At 72.7% G+C, this 17,106-nt stretch carries 14 protein-coding genes and 1 tRNA gene; 10 read left to right on the top strand and 5 right to left on the bottom strand.

Features of this window, described 5'->3' with window-relative positions:
* Positions 1-275 precede the first annotated feature (275 nt).
* Together ACFWW8_RS33675 and ACFWW8_RS33670 are read left to right on the top strand one after the other, a co-directional pair.
* Positions 276-1,532: an MFS transporter gene (locus ACFWW8_RS33675; protein WP_386535359.1), complete on the top strand. Its 1,257-nt coding sequence runs from the start codon at positions 276-278 to the stop codon at positions 1,530-1,532.
* Positions 1,483-2,811: a D-arabinono-1,4-lactone oxidase gene (locus tag ACFWW8_RS33670; RefSeq protein ID WP_386535357.1), complete on the top strand. Its 1,329-nt coding sequence runs from the start codon at positions 1,483-1,485 to the stop codon at positions 2,809-2,811. The genes ACFWW8_RS33675 and ACFWW8_RS33670 overlap by 50 nt, the downstream gene beginning before the upstream one ends.
* A gap of 65 nt (positions 2,812-2,876) precedes the next feature.
* Here the strand turns inward: ACFWW8_RS33670 and ACFWW8_RS33665 are convergent, their stop codons facing one another.
* Positions 2,877-3,719 carry a hypothetical protein gene (locus ACFWW8_RS33665; RefSeq protein WP_386535354.1) on the bottom strand — a complete coding sequence of 281 codons (843 nt, stop codon included), beginning with the start codon at positions 3,717-3,719 and terminating at the stop codon, positions 2,877-2,879.
* A 494-nt stretch (positions 3,720-4,213) separates the two neighbouring features.
* Here ACFWW8_RS33665 and sepH point away from each other — a divergent pair, with 494 nt between their 5' ends.
* Entirely contained in the window at positions 4,214-5,263 is a 1,050-nt protein-coding gene (gene sepH, locus ACFWW8_RS33660; protein WP_386535351.1) for a septation protein SepH, read from the top strand.
* Positions 5,264-5,339: 76 nt separating this feature from the next.
* Here sepH and ACFWW8_RS33655 read toward each other — a convergent pair whose 3' ends face one another.
* Positions 5,340-6,185 carry a sulfurtransferase gene (locus ACFWW8_RS33655; protein WP_386535348.1) on the bottom strand — a complete coding sequence of 282 codons (846 nt, stop codon included), beginning with the start codon at positions 6,183-6,185 and terminating at the stop codon, positions 5,340-5,342.
* Positions 6,186-6,380: 195 nt separating this feature from the next.
* On the opposite strand from ACFWW8_RS33655, the gene ACFWW8_RS33650 reads away from it, so the two are divergent.
* Entirely contained in the window at positions 6,381-7,169 is a 789-nt protein-coding gene (locus ACFWW8_RS33650; protein WP_386535346.1) for a VOC family protein, read from the top strand.
* A 108-nt stretch (positions 7,170-7,277) separates the two neighbouring features.
* Here the strand turns inward: ACFWW8_RS33650 and ACFWW8_RS33645 are convergent.
* Positions 7,278-7,349, bottom strand: a tRNA-Cys gene (locus ACFWW8_RS33645).
* A gap of 446 nt (positions 7,350-7,795) precedes the next feature.
* On the opposite strand from ACFWW8_RS33645, the gene ACFWW8_RS33640 reads away from it, so the two are divergent.
* From ACFWW8_RS33640 to ACFWW8_RS33620, 5 genes are all read left to right on the top strand, one after another.
* Complete coding sequence (locus ACFWW8_RS33640) at positions 7,796-9,106, top strand: sensor histidine kinase (RefSeq protein ID WP_386535343.1); 1,311 nt, start codon at positions 7,796-7,798, stop codon at positions 9,104-9,106.
* 69 nt (positions 9,107-9,175) lie between these two features.
* Positions 9,176-11,368, top strand: a complete 2,193-nt coding sequence (locus ACFWW8_RS33635) for an MMPL family transporter (RefSeq protein ID WP_386535341.1) — start codon at positions 9,176-9,178, stop codon at positions 11,366-11,368.
* 159 nt (positions 11,369-11,527) lie between these two features.
* Positions 11,528-11,734 carry an MbtH family protein gene (locus tag ACFWW8_RS33630; protein ID WP_386535338.1) on the top strand — a complete coding sequence of 69 codons (207 nt, stop codon included), beginning with the start codon at positions 11,528-11,530 and terminating at the stop codon, positions 11,732-11,734.
* A gap of 5 nt (positions 11,735-11,739) precedes the next feature.
* The gene (locus ACFWW8_RS33625; protein WP_386535335.1) at positions 11,740-12,690 is read left to right on the top strand and encodes an ATP-binding cassette domain-containing protein; all 951 of its coding nucleotides are present in this window, start codon (positions 11,740-11,742) and stop codon (positions 12,688-12,690) included.
* Between the two features lie 4 nt (positions 12,691-12,694).
* Positions 12,695-13,408, top strand: coding sequence for a 4'-phosphopantetheinyl transferase family protein (locus ACFWW8_RS33620; RefSeq protein WP_386535334.1), 714 nt, complete (start codon positions 12,695-12,697; stop codon positions 13,406-13,408).
* 12 nt (positions 13,409-13,420) lie between these two features.
* Here the strand turns inward: ACFWW8_RS33620 and ACFWW8_RS33615 are convergent, their stop codons facing one another.
* Together ACFWW8_RS33615 and ACFWW8_RS33610 are read right to left on the bottom strand one after the other, a co-directional pair.
* A complete protein-coding gene (locus ACFWW8_RS33615) occupies positions 13,421-14,131 on the bottom strand; it encodes a BTAD domain-containing putative transcriptional regulator (protein ID WP_386535331.1) in 711 nt (236 codons plus the stop codon).
* A gap of 533 nt (positions 14,132-14,664) precedes the next feature.
* Positions 14,665-15,708 carry a hypothetical protein gene (locus ACFWW8_RS33610; protein WP_386535329.1) on the bottom strand — a complete coding sequence of 348 codons (1,044 nt, stop codon included), beginning with the start codon at positions 15,706-15,708 and terminating at the stop codon, positions 14,665-14,667.
* A gap of 454 nt (positions 15,709-16,162) precedes the next feature.
* Here ACFWW8_RS33610 and ACFWW8_RS33605 point away from each other — a divergent pair, with 454 nt between their 5' ends.
* Positions 16,163-17,092, top strand: coding sequence for a 3-oxoacyl-[acyl-carrier-protein] synthase III C-terminal domain-containing protein (locus ACFWW8_RS33605; protein ID WP_386535326.1), 930 nt, complete (start codon positions 16,163-16,165; stop codon positions 17,090-17,092).
* Positions 17,093-17,106: the final 14 nt, after the last annotated feature.

Here is a 17,106-nt window from a genome sequence, read left to right as displayed (position 1 = left end):
CCCCTCCGGACCACCGAAGGACAACAGCAACAAAGCGTCGTAAGGGGCGGCGGGATGGAGGGCGGCGGGCGGCGGGAGCTGGTCTGACATACCTGGAATCCTGCCACCCGGGATCCCCGGGCGGGAAACGGGCCCGGCTCCCGTCCCACCGCTCAGGACGCGCTACCGGGGCCGCCCGGTCCCGCCGCCCCGGCGCCCGTCCGGTTCTCCCCGCGCGGGTGCCCCGCCGGCGGCCGTAACCTGTACGGGCCTATGACATCCCTTACGGAGGGCCCGTGCCCAGTCCCTACCGCGCGATCTTCGCGGCCCCCGGCACGAAGGCGTTCAGCGCCGCCGGCCTCGTCGGCCGGATGCCCCTGTCCATGGTCGGCGTCGGCATCCTGACCATGATCTCGGAGATCACCGGCCGCTACGCGATGGCCAGCGCGCTCACCGGAACCCTCGCCCTGGCCGCCGCGGTCATCGGCCCGCAGGTCTCCCGCCTGGTCGACCAGTACGGGCAGCGGCGCGTCCTGCGCCCCGCGACCCTCGTCTCGGTGGCCGCGGTGGCCGGCCTGCTGCTGGCGGCCGCGAACGGCCTGCCCGACTGGATCCTGTTCGTGTGCGCCGCCGTCGCGGGCTGCGTACCGAGCGTCGGATCGATGATCAGGGCCCGCTGGACCGTGATCTACCAGGACTCCCCGCGCGAACTGCACACCGCGTACTCCTTCGAGTCCGTCGTCGACGAGGTGTGCTTCATCTTCGGACCGATCCTCGCCATCGGGCTGTCCACCGCCTGGTTCCCCGAGGCCGGCCCGCTGATCGCCGCCCTGTGCCTGCTGGTGGGCGTCTGGCTGCTCACCTCGCAGCGCGCCACCGAGCCCGCGCCGCACCCGCGCGGGGAGCACACGGACCGCACCTCGGCGCTGCGCTCCCCCGGCCTCCAGGTGCTGACGGCGACGTTCGTCGCGACCGGCGCGATCTTCGGGTCGATCGACGTGTCCACCCTCGCCTTCGCCGAGGAACAGGGCTCCAAGTCCTCGGCGAGCTTCGTCCTGGCGATCTGGGCCCTGGGGTCCTGTATCGCCGGAATCGTCTTCGGCCTGCTCCACCTCAAGGGCCGAAACGAAGTGCGCTGGGTACTGGGCGTATGTGCGATGGCCGTGAGTATGATCCCCCTCCTACTGGCCGGGAACCTTCCGTTCCTGGCCGTGGCGCTCTTCGTCTCGGGCCTCGCCATCGCTCCCACGATGATCACCACGATGGCCCTGATCGAGGCGCACGTACCCCGCGCGAAGCTGACCGAGGGCATGACCTGGATCAGCACCGGCCTCGCGGTCGGCGTCGCGGTCGGCTCCTCGGTGACCGGCCTGGTCATCGACGCGGCCGGCGCACAGCGCGGGTACGTCGTCTCCATCGCGGCGGGGACCGCCGCGGCGGCGGTCGCGTTCGCGGGATACCGCCGGCTGACGAAGCCGGCGCAAGGGGAGGAGCCAGCTACCGATGGGGACGGCGACAGCAGGGAAGAGCCGCGGGGCGACCGCGTGGCGTAACTGGGCGGGGAACGTCACCGCCACACCCGCCCGCGTGGTGACCCCGGCCTCGGTCGGGGAGCTCCGGGAGGCGGTCCGCCGGGCCGCCGAGGAGGGACTGCGGGTGAAGGCGGTCGGCACCGGCCACTCCTTCACCGCGGCGGCCGCGACGGACGGGGTGCTCGTACGCCCCCAGGCGCTGGCCGGGATCAAGGAGATCGACCGGGCCGCGGGCACCGTCACGGTGGCGGCCGGCACGGTCCTGAAGGACCTCAACCGGGCTCTGGCCGCCGAGGGCCTGTCGCTCACCAACATGGGCGACATCATGGAGCAGACGGTCTCCGGCGCGACCAGCACCGGCACCCACGGCACCGGCCGCGACTCGGCCTCGATCGCCGCCCAGATCCGCGGCCTGGAGCTGGTCACCGCGGACGGCGGGCTGCTGACCTGCTCCCGCGAGGAGAACCCCGAGGTCTTCGCGGCGGCGCGGCTGGGCATCGGGGCGCTCGGCGTCATCACGGCGATCACCCTCGCCGTGGAGCCGCTGTTCTTCCTCACCGCCCGCGAGGAGCCGATGGGCTTCGACCGGGTGACCGCGGAGTTCGACGAGCACGTCGCGGAGAACGAGCACTTCGAGTTCTACTGGTTCCCGCACACCGGCAACTGCACCACCAAGCGCAACAACCGCAGCCAGGGCCCGGCCGCCCCGCCCGGCCCGGTGAGCGCCTGGATCGAGGACGAGCTGCTGTCCAACGGCGTCTTCCAGGCCGTCAACTCGCTCGGCCGCGGAGTCCCGGCCGCCATCCCCTCCATCGCCCGGGTCGCCAGCCGCGCCCTGTCGGCGCGCACCTACACGGACATTCCGTACAAGGTGTTCACCAGCCCGCGCCGGGTGCGGTTCGTGGAGATGGAGTACGCCCTCCCGCGCGAGCAGCTCGTCGCGGCGCTGCGGGAGCTGCGGGCGGTGGTCGACGGCTCGGACCTGCGGATCAGCTTCCCGGTGGAGGTGCGGACGGCTCCGGCGGACGACATCACGCTGTCCACGGCCTCGGGGCGGGAGACGGCGTACATCGCGGTGCACATGTACCGGGGCACGCCGTACCAGGCCTACTTCACGGCGGCCGAGCGCATCTTCACCGCGCACGGCGGCCGCCCGCACTGGGGCAAGGTGCACACCCGGGACGCGGAGTACCTCGCGCGGGTGTACCCGCGGTTCGGCGAGTTCACCGCGCTCCGGGACCGGCTGGACCCGGGCCGGGTGTTCGGCAACGACTACCTGAGGCGCGTCCTCGGCGGGTGAGCCGGGGCGCACCCCCGTCGTGCGCACGCACCGTCAGGCGCACTCCCCGTCAGGCGCACGCCCCGTCAGGAGCCGCTCGACGGACCGCTCCCGCCGCCCGCGGGCGGGGCCGGCGGGGTCGCGGGGTCCGGGGTGGCCGGCTTCGAGGGCCTGGTGCTCGGGCTGACCGGGGCGCTCGGGGTCACGGGCGGCGCGCTCGGGGTGACCGGCGGGCTCGGGGTGCCGGAGGGCGAGGTGTCCGGCCCGGGGCCCGGGCTGCGGCCGCCGCTCCCGCCGCCGTCCCCGGAGCCGGACGGGCGCGGCGAGGACGTGCCGGGCTGCGGGGTCCCGCCGCCCTCGCGGCCCTTGCCCTCGCCGCCGGTTCCCGGCTCCTGCCTGCGGTCCCCGTCGTTGTGGTCGCGGGCCGTGCCCGCGCCGCCGGTGAGCAGGGTGCGGCCGTCGGAGCTGACGGAGGTGCCGGCGATCGCCTCGTAGGCGCCGAGGCCGCCTATCGCCATCGCGAAGGCGGCGCCGGCGGCGACGGCCGTGCGCTTCCACCCCCGGACGCGGGTGCCGTGGACGGTGCCCCGGCCGAAGTCCCCGCCGGGTTCCGGGGCGGCCGGGACCGCGCGCAGCAGGATCGTTCCGTCGGGCAGCTTCTCCTCCGCCGGGAGGGGCACCCGCCGGGCTCCGGGCCGGACGGTCTCGCGCAGCTGGTCGCCGGTGCGCCGGAAGAAGTGCTGGATGACGGGCCCGCCCGCGGTGGCGACCACGCTGACCACCGCCGCCCCGCCGATCGTCCCGTAGACCCCGAGTTGCGAGGCGAGCACGGCGGCGGCGACCGTCGCGAGGGAGGTCCCGGCCACCTGAGCCACGCTCAGGTCGAGCTTCTTCTGCGGTTCGACGTCCTGCGTAGCCTTCTGACCCATCGCCATCCCCTGCGTGTCCTGCCTCTCGCGCGTCATCCCTTACATGAGTGAGGGACACCTGGGCGAAACGATTAGTTCCGTTTCGGGGGATTCTGTGAAGCAGGACACCCATGAGCGGATGCGCGCGCAGGTCAGAGCCGACGGAGGGCAGCCCAACTCCCGCCGCCGATGAGAACTTCGGCGGCGCGGCGGTCCACCCGGGTGGCCCGAATGGAGTACTGTGGCGAGCCCTGGGGCCGTCCTTCCTTTCGGATGTCCGGACCCGGGAGAGGGGGCCGGCGGATGAAAAACGGCACTCAAAGACCGGTGATGCCGCGGTATTGCACGGGCGCCTGCTGCGCACAGTAACCGTTCGGTCACTGTGCGTGCCCAACAGGTAACCGTGCCATGACGGCGATCAAGGGCGCATGCCCGACACGCCGGTTTAACTCGGCAAGGTTGTGGCAGGCTGCACCCGGGCAGGCCACACTCGACTAGCGGAAGCAGCGACGCACGTGACGTCGGCAGGCACCACCCGGGAGGTCCCCATGCCCGAACTGCGTGTCGTGGCCGTCTCAAATGACGGCACACGACTGGTGCTCAAGGCTGGGGACAGCACGGAGTACACGCTTCCGATCGACGAGCGGCTGCGGGCCGCCGTGCGCAACGACCGCGCGCGGCTGAACCAGATCGAGATCGAGGTCGAGAGCCACCTCCGCCCCCGCGACATCCAGGCCCGCATACGGGCCGGTGCCTCCGCGGAGGAGGTGGCCCAGCTCGCCGGCATTCCCGTCGACCGCGTACGCCGCTTCGAGGGCCCTGTGCTCGCCGAGCGCGCCTTCATGGCCGAGCGGGCCCGCAAGACGCCCGTGCGCCGGCCCGGCGAGAACACCGGACCGCAGCTGGGCGAGGCCGTGCAGGAGCGGCTGACGCTGCGCGGCGCCGAGAAGGAGTCCGTCCAGTGGGACTCGTGGCGCCGCGACGACGGCACCTGGGAAGTCCTGTTGGTCTACCTGGTCGCGGGCGAGCCGCACTCGGCGAGCTGGACGTACGACCCGCCGCGCCGACTGGTCGTGGCCGTCGACGACGAGGCCCGCTCGCTGATCGGGGAGTCGGACGACCTCCCGGCGACGCCCGAGCCGAGCTTCCCGTTCGTGCCCCGGATCGCGCGGCTGCCGCGCGACCGGCCGCTGGACCGCGCCCTCGACCGCCAGATGGAGCGACCCGTCGCCCCCACGCCGGAGGCCGAGGAGGAGCGGGACACCCTGACGAGCCTGCTGGAGGCCGTCCCGAGCTTCCGGGGCGACCTCGTGGTCCCGGACCGCACCGAGCCGCCGGCCGAGGAGCCGGAGGCGGAGGAGCCGCCGGCACCCGCCGCGTCGGCGGGCGCGGGTTCCGCGTACGCCGATGTGCTGATGCCCCGTACGGTGGCGGGCCACCGCGACCGGCTGACCGGCACCACCGACCGCCAGGCCGAGGCCGACGGGGTCCGCCCCGGGCGGCGGGCGGCCGTGCCCAGCTGGGACGAGATCGTCTTCGGCACCCGCCGCAAGAAGCAGGAGTAGCGCCGCCGCCGGACCCGCGGGTCCGGCGGTGTGGTGCCCCGCCCGGGTCGTCGCGGGCGGGGCGCCGCCGCGCGCGCTATCGGGGGTCCGGACCCGTGGCCACCGGGCGCGCGGGGTCCGCGGACCACTCCGACCAGCTGCCGGCGTAGAGATCGGCGGCGATGCCCGCCACCTCCAGTGCGAGCACCTGCTGGGCGCCGGAGACCCCCGAGCCGCAGTAGACGCCCACCGGTGTCCCGTCCGCGACGCCGAGCCCGGTGAAGCGGGCCCGCAGGGCCGCCGCCGGCAGGAAACGGCCGTCCGGCCCCACGTTCTGCGCGGTCGGCGCCGACAGGGCGCCCGGAATGTGACCGCCGACCGGGTCGATCGGCTCGACCTCGCCGCGGTAGCGCTCCCCCGCACGGGCGTCCAGGAGCACCCCCGCACGGGCCCGCTCGGCGGCCCCGTCCGCGTCCAGCAGTCCGATCGCCCCCGGGGTTGGCTTGAAATCACCCTCCTCGGGAGTCACCCGTTCGGCCGTCACCGCGCCGCCCGCCGCGGTCCACGCGGCCAGGCCCCCGTCCAGAACCCGTACCCCGGGGTGACCCGTCCAGCGCAACAGCCACCACGCCCGGGCGGCGGCCCAGCCCTGGCCGCCGTCGTACACCACCACCGGAGCGTGCGCCGAGACGCCGGCCCGCCGCATCACCGCCCCGAAGGCCTCCGGGTCCGGCAGCGGGTGGCGGCCGCCCGACCCCGCCGGACCTGCCAGTTCCCGGTCGAGGTCGACGTACACGGCGCCGGGCAGGTGTCCGGCCTCGTACGCGGGCCGCTGATCGGGGCCCCCGAGCTGCCAGCGGACGTCCAACAGCACCGGTGGCCGGGGGCCCGCCAGCTCGCTCTTCAGTTCGGCGGCGGAGAGGATCGCAGGGGTCGCAGTCATACGGGCCATCTTCCTCCCCGCCCGCCGCCCGCGGCACGGGGCCGGAGTACGTTTGACACGCCCGTCAATTACAGGGCACACCGATCCGGTCATCTCTGCCCCGCGCCCGGCCGATCCGGCGCGGTCGGGGCGCGCCGAGCCCTCCGGGGTGGAAGCATCAGCACCGGCAAGCGGTACGACGGAGGAGACGCTGAGATGACCGAGGACGCGAACGCAACGCGGCGCACACCCGGCACACCGTGCTGGGTGAGCCTCATGGTGCACGGCCTCGGAACCACCGAGGACTTCTACGCGGACCTGTTCGGCTGGGAGTTCGTCCCCGGCCCGGACCAGCTCGGCCCGTACGTCCGGGCCCTGTTGAACGGCAGCGAGGTGGCCGGCATCGGCGAGATGCCGCCCGACCGGCACCTGCCGGTGGCCTGGACCACGTACCTGGCCACGGACGACGCCGACGCCACCGCCGAGGCGATCCGCTCCTGCGGGGGCACGGTCGCGGTGGGCCCCCTGGACGCCGGCATCGCGGGGCGGGTGGCCATCTGCTCCGACCCCCTGGGCGCGATCTTCGGAATCTGGCAGGCCCAGACCCCGATGGGCACGGGCATGCACGGCGGTCCGGGCACGCCGGTGTGGAACGAGCTGGTCACGCAGGACACGTCCACGGTCGGCAAGTTCTACGAACACGTCTTCGGCCACGAGGCCCAGACCCACGCCACCGCCTCCGACGACTTCGACTACCTGACCCTGCACCTGGACGGCCGGCCGGTGGCCGCGGTGCACGGGGTCGGGCGCTCGCTGCCGCACGACCGCGGTCCCCACTGGATGGCGTACTTCGAGGTCGAGGACACGGACGCCGCCGCCGACCGGGTCGCGGAGCTCGGCGGCCGGATCGTCGAGCCGCCCCGCGACGGGGTCAGCGGCCGCCTGGCGGTCGTGGCGGACCCGGAGGGCGCGGTCTTCACCCTGGTGCAGTCCCGTCAGCGGTGAGGCACCGGGGCCCTGAGACGCGCGGGCGCTGAGGGAGCGCCCGGCCGGCTCCCGGCGGGGGGGACGACGCTGCCCGGCCGGCGCGGGCGCCGGCCGGGCAGCCGAGGGAGACCGTGGCGGGATTCGAACCCGCGTCACCGGCTTTGCAGGCCGGCCCCTGAGCCACTCGGGCACACGGTCGTGGTGGTGCTGGTGGTGCTTCGTGCCCCGACCGTACGGGCCCCGGTCACCGCCGGGGAAGGGCGCGGCCCCGGCCGCCACACACCTGTCACACGCCGTTCACGGTCGGCAGCCGGCTCCCGGCGCCGCACCACGCACGGGGTGGGCCGCCCGGCGGGCGCCCGGCGGCGGCACAGCCCGCGGCCGACCGGTGACCGGTGAAGTACCCGCCGTCCGGCTTGGGTTCGGCGTGACCCGGTCGTGACGGCACCGGCGATCACGCCGGTCGCACGGGGCTGCCGTCCGCCGCTCGCCCGCCGGTGACCGCCGTGACCGCCGTGACCGCCACGGTGCGTACGCCGCCGGGCCGATCGCCAAGAGGGGTACTAGCACCCCTGAGATCCGCTCCGCTGATCGCCATGCTGAGATCACAGCGAAACGGTGGCGAACGCGAAGTGAGGCAGGACATGAGTGCACGTCGGAGCGAGATCGAGAAGACGGGCCGGAACCCCGGTGGTTCCGCGGCGATGGTGCTGCGGGGCGTGGCGCTGACGGGACTGGCCCTCTACGAGGCGCTGTTGCTCCTGTGGGTGTCGCTCGTGGTCTGTCTCAGCGCCGTCGGCATCGGCCTCCCCCTCCTGCCGGGTGCGCTGAACGCCGTCCGCAGGGACGCCCGCAACCAGCGCAGGCTGGCCGGGGAATGGTCCGGCGTCCGGGTGGAGTCCTCGTACCTTCCCGAGCCCGCCGGAGCGCCCGGCCCGGTCTGGAAGCGGGCGCACCGCATGCTCGGTGACGGCGCCACCTGGCGCGACCTGCTGTGGACGCTGGTCAACCCGCTGGTCGGCCCGCTGCTGGCGTTCCTTCCCGCGGCGGCCGTCCTCGGCGGACTGTGGGGTCTGAGCCTGCCGTTCCTGTGGGACAGCCTGCCGGAGTCCTGGGACAGCGTCTGGTTCACGTTCATCCCCGTCGACAGCCAGACCGCGGCCCTCCTGGCCGCGGCGCTCGGCCTCGTGGAGATCGCGGCCGGAATCGCCCTGCTGCCCCGCCTGACGCTGCCGCTGCACGGCCGCTGGGTCCGGCTGGTCCTGGGCTCCACCCGCGCCGACCTGACCCACCGCGTCGAGCACCTGGCCAGCACCCGCTCCGACGCCATGGACATGAACGCCACCGAGCTGCGCCGGATCGAGCGGGACCTGCACGACGGCGCCCAGGTGCGCCTCGTGGCCCTGGGCATGACCCTGTCCGCCGCCGAATCGCTGCTGGAGCGGAATCCCGAAGCCGTCCGCGCCCTCCTGGTCGAGGCCAAGGACAGCTCCACCAAGGCGCTGAACGAACTCCGCGACCTGGTGCACGGCGTGCACCCGCCGCTGCTCGCCGACCGCGGGCTCGTCGACGCCGTCCGCACCCTCGCCCTGGAACTCCCGCTGCGGATCCGCGTCACCGGCTCGGTTCCCGGGCGGCTCCCGGCTCCGGTGGAGTCCGCCGCGTACTTCGCCGTCGCCGAACTGATCAGCAACGTGACCAAGCACGCCAAGGCGTCCGAGGCCACCGTCGACATCCGCTACTCCGACCACAGCCTTCGCGTCGCCGTCCACGACGACGGCGTGGGCGGCGCCGACACCCGCAACGGCACCGGCCTGGCCGGGGTCGAGCGTCGGCTGGCCGCCTTCGACGGCCTCCTGGTGGTCACCAGCCCTCTGGGCGGCCCCACTTCGGTCGTCTTCGAGATCGCCTGTGAACTCCTCAGGGACGCCTCGGCCGACGCCTCGGCCGGCTGAACCCCCGCTCCGGCTCCGGGAAAAGACATGCGCACACCACCGTTATCACCGACCGAAGGACATCTCGACATGCCGGTCAGCAACCGCCACTTCGCCTCCCGGATGGGACGCTGGGGCGCCACCCACCCGTGGACGGCCATCCTCCTGTGGCTCGTCATGGTCGTGGGCGCCTTCTCCGTCGGCAGTGTGGTCGAGACCAAGCAGGCCACCAACCAGGACCTGCTGGTCGGCGAGTCCGCCGTCGCGGCCCGGCTCGTCGAGGAGAGCGGGCTGCGGGACCCCGCCGCGGAGAACGTCCTGATCGGCGCCCGCGCCGGTCAGGCGACCACCGCGCAGGCAGCCGCCGCCACCGAACTGCGCGAGCGCCTCGCGGCCCTCCCCGAGGTGTCCTCGGTGAGCGACCCGATCGCCTCGCCGGACGGCAGGGTGCTCCTGCTCCAGGTGGCGATGAAGGGCGACCCCGACACCGCGGCGGACCGGGTGGACCCGCTCCTGGCGGCCACCGCCGACGCCCAGAAGCAGCACGCCGACCTCGTCATCGAGCAGGCCGGCGACGCCTCCATCAAGCACGACTTCCAGGAGTGGCTCGCCAAGGACGTACAGAAGGCGACCACGATCAGCGTCCCCGTGACGCTGGCGATCCTGCTCGTCATCTTCGGCGCGATCGTGATGGCCGGCGTGCCGGTCCTGCTCGGCCTGATGGCGGTGGCCTCGGCGATGGGTCTGTGGGCCCTGGCCTCGCACCTCGTGCCCGACCCCGGCATGGTGGCGGACGTCATCGTGCTGATGGGCCTGGCGGTCGGTGTCGACTACTGCCTCTTCTACCTGCGCCGCTATCGCGAGGAATGCGCCAACGGCTACGACCCGTCCTCCGCGGTCAGCATCGCGGCCGCCACCTCCGGCCACTCCGTGATGGTCTCCGGGATCGCGGTGATCGTCTCCGCCGCGGGCCTCTACCTCTCCGGCGACGTGATGCTGGCCTCCATGGCCACCGGTGCGATCATCGTGGTCGCCGTCGCGATGATCTCCGCGGTCACCGTGCTGCCCGCCCTGCTGGTCAAGCTCGGCCGCGCCGTCGACCGCCCCCGCGTCCCCTTCGTCTGGCGGCTCTCACAGCGCAACGGCACCCCCCGCGTCTGGGGCTTCCTGCTGCGCCCGGCCACACGGCACCCGCTGGTCACCCTCGTCGTCGCCGTCGGCGCGCTGTCCGCCCTGGCCCTGCCCGCCCTGGGCATGAACCTGAAGGCCACCCAGGTCGACGACTTCCCCCGCTCGCTGAGCTCCATGCAGACCTACGACCGCCTGGTCGACGCCTTCCCCTCCACCGCGAACACCGACGTCGTCGCCGTACGGGTCCCGGCCGCCGAGGGCGAACTGCTGCGCACCCGGCTGACCCGGCTGTCGGAGTCCATCGGGCAGGACCCCCTGTTCGCCCAGGACAGCCCGCCCCGGATCCGCTACTCCGAGGACGGCCGCGGTGCGGTCCTGGAGGCCGGTACGCCGACCGCCGCCGGCACCGGGCCGGCCCGTGACTCGGTCACCCGCCTGCGCGCCGACCTGGTCCCGGAGGCTCTGCGGGGAGTGACCGGCGTCGAGTACGCCGTCGGCGGTGCCCAGGCCGAGGACATGGACTACACCTCCAACCTCAACAGCCGGCTGCCGCTGGTGATGGGAGGCGTGTTCGCGCTGACCTTCCTGATCATCCTGCTCGCCTTCCGCTCCGTGGTCGTGGCCCTGACCACGGTGGTGCTGAACCTGCTGTCCGTCGCCGCCTCGTTCGGCTTCCTCTGCCTCGTCTTCCAGCGGAACTGGGCCGAGGACCTGCTGGACTTCACCTCGACCGGGCACGTGGTGTCCTGGGTGCCGATCCTGCTGTTCGTGATCCTCTCCGGCCTGTCGCTCGACTACCACGTCTTCGTGGTCAGCCGGATCAGGGAGAGCGTGGTCGCCGGCATGACGACGAAGAACGCGGTGGTGGACGGGATCACCCGCACCGCCGGTGTCGTGACCGGAGCGGCGGCGGTCATGGTCGCGGTGTTCGCCACCTTCGGCACCCTGACCTTCATCGAGATGAAGCAGATCGGCATCGGTCTCGCGGTGGCGATCGTCATCGACGCGACGATCATCCGGATCTACGTCCTGCCCGCCGCGATGACCCTCCTCGGCGGGGCCAACTGGTGGCCGTCCCGGACCGGGCCCGCCGGCCGCCCGCCCAAGCCGCAGGGCACCGAGGAGTCGCGCCGGGAGAAGGCGCGCGTCTGATCCCGCACGGCGCCGGACACCGGCGCGACAGGGGCGGGGCGGGGACCTGCGGGTCTGCGCCCCGCCCCCGCGATCAGCCGTCCGTCAGCCTCTCGTCAGTACCCATGACGCATAGTGGTCAAGGAAGTTGACCATGACGAACAGACAGGACGACCGCAGATGAGCAACCCGTTCGACGATCCTGAAGGCACCTTCCACGTGCTGGTCAACGACGAGAACCAGCACAGCCTGTGGCCGTCCTTCGCCGAGGTCCCCGCGGGCTGGCGCGCGGTGCTGAGTGATGCCGCGCGCGAGGACGCCGTGCGCTACGTGGAGGAGAACTGGACCGACCTGCGCCCGCTGAGCCTCATCGAGCACGGGGCCTGATCCCGGTGGCGCACGCAGCGGCGGCGATCGAGGCCGAGGGCCTCCGCAAGAACTACAAGGACCACGAGGTCCTCAAGGGGATCGACCTCCACGTCCCCGCGGGCACCGTGCTCGGGCTCCTCGGCCCGAACGGGGCCGGCAAGACGACGACCGTCCGCATCCTCAGCACGCTGCTGCGACTGGACGGCGGCCGGGCCACGGTGTGCGGCTTCGACGTGTCGAAGGACCCCCGGGAGGTGCGCCGGAGGATCGGGCTCTCGGGCCAGTACGCCGCCGTGGACGAGGAACTGTCCGGGCGCGAGAACCTGGTCCTGCTCGGCCGGCTGCTCCACCTGGGTACCGCCGCCGCCCGCGCCAGGGCCGAGGAGATGCTGTCCCGCTTCCATCTGAGCGACGCGGGCGACAAGCCGTTGCGGGAGTACTCGGGCGGCATGCGGCGCAGGCTGGACCTGGCGAGCACCCTGGTGGGCAGCCCGGAGGTCATCTTCCTCGACGAGCCGACGACCGGTCTCGACCCCAAGAGCCGCCTGGACCTGTGGGCCGTCGTACGGGAGCTCGTGGCGGAGGGCGTCACGGTCCTGCTGACCACGCAGTACCTGGAGGAGGCCGACGAGCTCGCCGACCGCATCGCGGTGATCGACAAGGGGTCGGTGGTCGCCGAGGGCTCGGCCGACGAGCTCAAGCGCAGGGTCGGCGACGAGCGCCTGGAGATCACCTTCACCGATCCCGCCGACGTCCCCGCCGCGCTGACGGCGCTGAGCGGCGTACTGGTCGGAGAACTGACCCGGGACGACCAGAAGGGGGTGCTCGGCATCCAGCTGCAGGACGGCCTGGCGGGCATCGCCCGTGCCGCGGACGCGCTGCACCGGGCGGGCATCCCGGTGTCCGACTTCGCCCAGCGGCGGCCGTCACTGGACGAGGTGTTCCTGACGCTGACCGACCATCAGGCGGCGTAGCGGCATGCCGGAGCGGGCGTCAGTCGCGTGCCTGGTCCTGTGGGCGCCCGCGCTCGACCGGGCCGAGATCCGCGGGCTCCTGTCTGCCGACGAACGGGCCCGGTACGAGCGGTTCGCCGAGCCGGCGGACCGGGCGCGCTTCGCCTCGGCGCGGGCCCTGGTCCGCACCGCGATGGGCCGCGCCACCGGCGTCGCCCCGGACCTCGTACGGTTCGACCGGCGGTGCCGGTACTGCGAGGGGCCGCACGGGAAACCGCGCGTCCCCGACGCGGCCGTGAAGTTCTCGGTCTCCCACTCCGGCGGGCGCGTCGCCCTGGCCCTCGCCGCGCACGCCGAGCCGGGGGTCGACGTGGAGCGGATCTCCGCCCGGCCGATCGCGCGGCTGGCGCCGCGCGTCCTGTCCGCGGGGGAACTGCTCGACCTCGAGGCGGTGGCGCCCGGGGACCGGTCGGCTGCCTACCACACCTACTGGACGCGCAAGGAGGCGATCCTCAAGGCCGTGGGCCTGGGACTCTCGTCCTCCCTGCGCGGCATCACCGTCTCGGCGCCGGACCGGCCGGCGGAACTCACGCGCTGGGATGCCGACTTCACCCCGCCCGCGATCGCCATGTCCGACCTGCGTCCGGGCGCCGGGTACGCGGCGGCCCTCGCCGTCGAGACCCGCGGGCCCATCGACCTGACCGAGTGCCACCTCGACGACCCGCTGGACGCCCCGTGACGGCTCGGTCGGTCACCGGTCGGCGAAGACCATCCCCGCGTCGATCGCCGGGTCCTGCATGAGGATGGCCTCCTGGATCCGTCTCATCTTCTTCCGCGGCTCCAGGCCCAGTTCGGTGTTCAGCCAGGCACGCACCCGCTGGAAGACGGCCAGTGCGTCGCCCTGCCGGCCCACGCGGTAGAGGGCGAGCATCAGCAGCTCCGACATCCGCTCACGCTCGGGGTGCTCGCAGGCGAGCTGCTCCAGCGCGCTGACGACGGCGGCCTCCCGGCCGATGCTGAGCCTGGCCTCGTAGAGGTCCTCCAGCGCCCCCAGCCTGCGTCCGGCGAGCCGGTTCGCGTAGGCGGCGCAGCGGAGTCCGCCCTCGACGTCGGCGAGGGCCTGGCCGCGCCACAGGCGCAGTGCCTCGTCCAGCAGCCGTGCCGCCTCGTGCGGCGAGTCGTGGAGCAGCGCGGAGCCGCGCATGGCCAGGTCGTCGAAGCGGTGCGCGTCGACGGCGGCCGGCGGGAGGTCGAGGAGGTACCCGTTGGCCGAGGTCCGCACCAGGAGGTTCCCCGGGATGCCGGTCATGCCCTCCAGGGAGGTCCGCAGCCGGCGCATGTTGGCCTGGAGCGCGTTCTTCGGGTTCTTGGAGTCCTGGTCGGTGGAAAGCTCCTCCATCAGCAGGCCGACCGATACGACCTCGCCGGGAGCGGATGCCAGGACCGCCAGCAGGGTTCGCACGCGATTCGCCCCGAGGCTACGCGGATGATTCCCCACCGTAACCTGCGTCGCCCCGAGCAGTTCCACCGAGAATCGCACGTCTACCGGCTGGTAAGATTTCACTAGTCCCCGTCCCAAAAGCTTCGATCATTAAATGGTCGACCTTCATTCCATTTCCGGAGCGCCCGCCTGGGGCGGGCGCCGGCTGGAATCCGAGGGAGCCAAGGGAGGGGTGGACACTTTTTGAGGCGCACGAAACCACATGGTCGAGCACAAGAAGTCCCCCCGGACACTTCGTTATTTCGGCGCGGCTGACGGATTCATCGTGACGAACCGGTCACGATATGTCCGTTCACGCCGCAAACCTCAATTCCCCCGGCTGCGAACCTAACACGCCCCCCGCGCGCGGGGCTTCCCGTGTTTGAGCGAAAGCACGCGATTTTGCTTGATTTTGATGCCTCGTCGGCTGAAAATCGCCGTAGGCGCGGCCCCCCGGGCCCGGGCCGGCCGGCCCGGGCCCGGGGGGCGCCCGTATCGCGCACCCCCCGGAGGCGTCACAGCAGGTCGAGCCGCTGACCGACGCCGAGGTCCAGTGCGGTGCGGTGGACCGCGTCGATCAGCCCCACGTCCAGGATCGACATGCCGAAGGGGTTGCTCACCACGTAACCCTCCGTCGGCCGGATGGCCGGAACCTGGCCGAGCAGTACCTGCCCCAGCGTTCCCTCGACGGACCTGCCGGTCCCGCGCGCCGGAGCGCCCTCCGTACCCGGCCGGGTCACCTTCCCCTCCTGCAGCAGGCTGCCCAGGATCCGGCGCGGGTTCTCCTCGATCAGGTCGAGGTCGTCCCCGTAGACGGCCTGAGCCCCGAGGAAGACCCCCTCGGTCAGGTCGCCGAGGGAGACGTGCGCGACGAAGCCGCCGGGCGCGAACAGGTCGGCGCACAGGTACGGTTCGCTGCTCGTGGTCAGCGTGACCGTGACCGGCGTGGCCCTGATGGCATCGGCCGCCGTGGCCGCGACGGTCACCTTCAGCTGCGGGTGCGTCTGCCCGGCCCAGGCGGCCAGCTCCGCCGCCCGCTGCTCGGACAGGTCGAAGACGACCACCGTGCGGACGTCGGGAAACGCGCCCGTCAGCAGGTCCAGGTGCGCGCGGGCCAGGGCTCCCGTACCGATGAGCGTGATGCCGTCCCACTGCTGCGGGCCGAGCACGCGCAGGCTGACCATCGTGTACGCGGCGGTGCGGACGGCGCTCAGGTAGCCGGCCTCCGCCATCAGCCGGGGCCGCGCCGTCTCCGGGTCGAAGACGAAGCTCAGCCCGCCGGCCCGCTCGATCCCCTTGGAGGGGTTGTTCACCGCGGCGTTGATGAGCTTCATGCCGTACACCGGGCCCTCCTCCCGGTGCAGGGCGCCCAGCATCGCGATGGCGCGGCTGTAGGCGCCGTCGCTGTTCGTCCAGGGCAGGTAGCCCTCTGCCGGGATCTCGGTGCGGCCGGCGGCCTGGACGCGCAGGACGTCCGCGGCGACCTCGACCGGGTCCAGCTTGTCCAGACAGGCGAGTACGGCCGTCCGGTTGAGAAAGAGCAGGCTCTCCTGGGACATGAGATTTCCTCACCTCTGAGAATCGGGAATGCGCTCCGGCGCCATGACGGGACTGCGGCGGAGAACCGGCCGTTCGGCGGCCGGTCGACGTGCGCGCGCCCGTGAAGGACCAGCCTCGGAATCGCGGAGTACACACGGACCCGGGCTGCGTCATGCGGTGAGCTGTCGCAGAGTAGCCGACCGACTTCCCTTTCCAGTAGGGGAGTCCGCATGAATTTCACCGGGACGACCAGGGGCTCCCGCGGCGAAACCGTCTGGTCCCGGCCGATCGAATCACGTCAGCGCTCGGTCAGCAGCATGTCAATTCGGCCCACTAGCTTGATCAGCGTCCCCCGGAGCGTACGGCTCGGGGGATCAGGTGTGCATGGGCCCGGTCGGGACGACGGTGGTACGCATTCAGCGCTCCGTGCCGACCTGTTCTTTCGACGACTGCGCTGAGAGGAGCCGGCCAGCCGTGACCTCACTGACCGAAGTATCCGCCCATTGGCCCACCCAGGTTTCCATCACGAGCCGCCAGGAGGCCCTGGGCCTGACCGACACGGAACTGCGCCGCTACGGACGGGGATTCGGCCTGTCGCAGATCTGCTGGGACGACACGGAGTCCGAGACGGAGAGCCTGCTGGCCGCGGTCCAGAAGCTGTCCCTCCTGCGGGGCCAGGAGGACCGGGTCCGCTACGTGCTCCGGCCCCGCACGCAGCGCTTCACATCCCCCTACCCCCTGAGCCCCCTGCACGAAGTGCGGCGCGAGGCCGGCCTGCGCCACGCGAAGACGTTCGCCCTGACCGAACAGGCCTGTGCCTCGGGCCTGCTCGCCGTCGACGTGGCGGGCATGCTGCTGGCCGAGGAGGAGGACCCCGACGCGCTGGCCCTGGTGCTGGTCGGCGAGAAGGCCCACGGCGAGATCTCCCAGGTGCTCGGCGGCATGGGCATCACCGGCGAGGGAACCGCGGCGGTGCTGGTCTCCGCCCGCGGCACCAAGGACCGGGTCCTGGGCTTCGCCACCAGGACCGTTTCGGTGGGCGCACCCGGACTGGCCATGCCCGACGAGGCCTTCGTCCGCTTCCGGGAGATGTACGCCGACGTCCTCATGGAGGTCGTCGCAAGCGCCCTGGAACAGGCGTCCCTCACGGCCGACGACATCAGCCTGGTACTCCCCCACAACGTCAACCGGATCGCCTGGGTGAGGCTCAGCGACCGGCTCGGCGTACCGGTGGAGCGCATGTTCCTGGACAACATCCCGCAGACGGGTCACTGCTTCGGGGCGGACCCCTTCATCAACTACGCGACCGCGACCGAACTCGGTCGGATCAGTCCCGGCGACCGCTACCTCATGGTCTCGGTCGGGCTCGGAGCGAGCTTCGCCGCGATGGTCGTGGAGCACTGACGTGAACCCACAGC

The sequence above is a fragment of the Streptomyces sp. NPDC058701 genome, from assembly GCF_042715295.1.
GTDB lineage: Bacteria > Actinomycetota > Actinomycetes > Streptomycetales > Streptomycetaceae > Streptomyces.
This window is presented reverse-complemented; position numbering and strand designations above follow the sequence as displayed.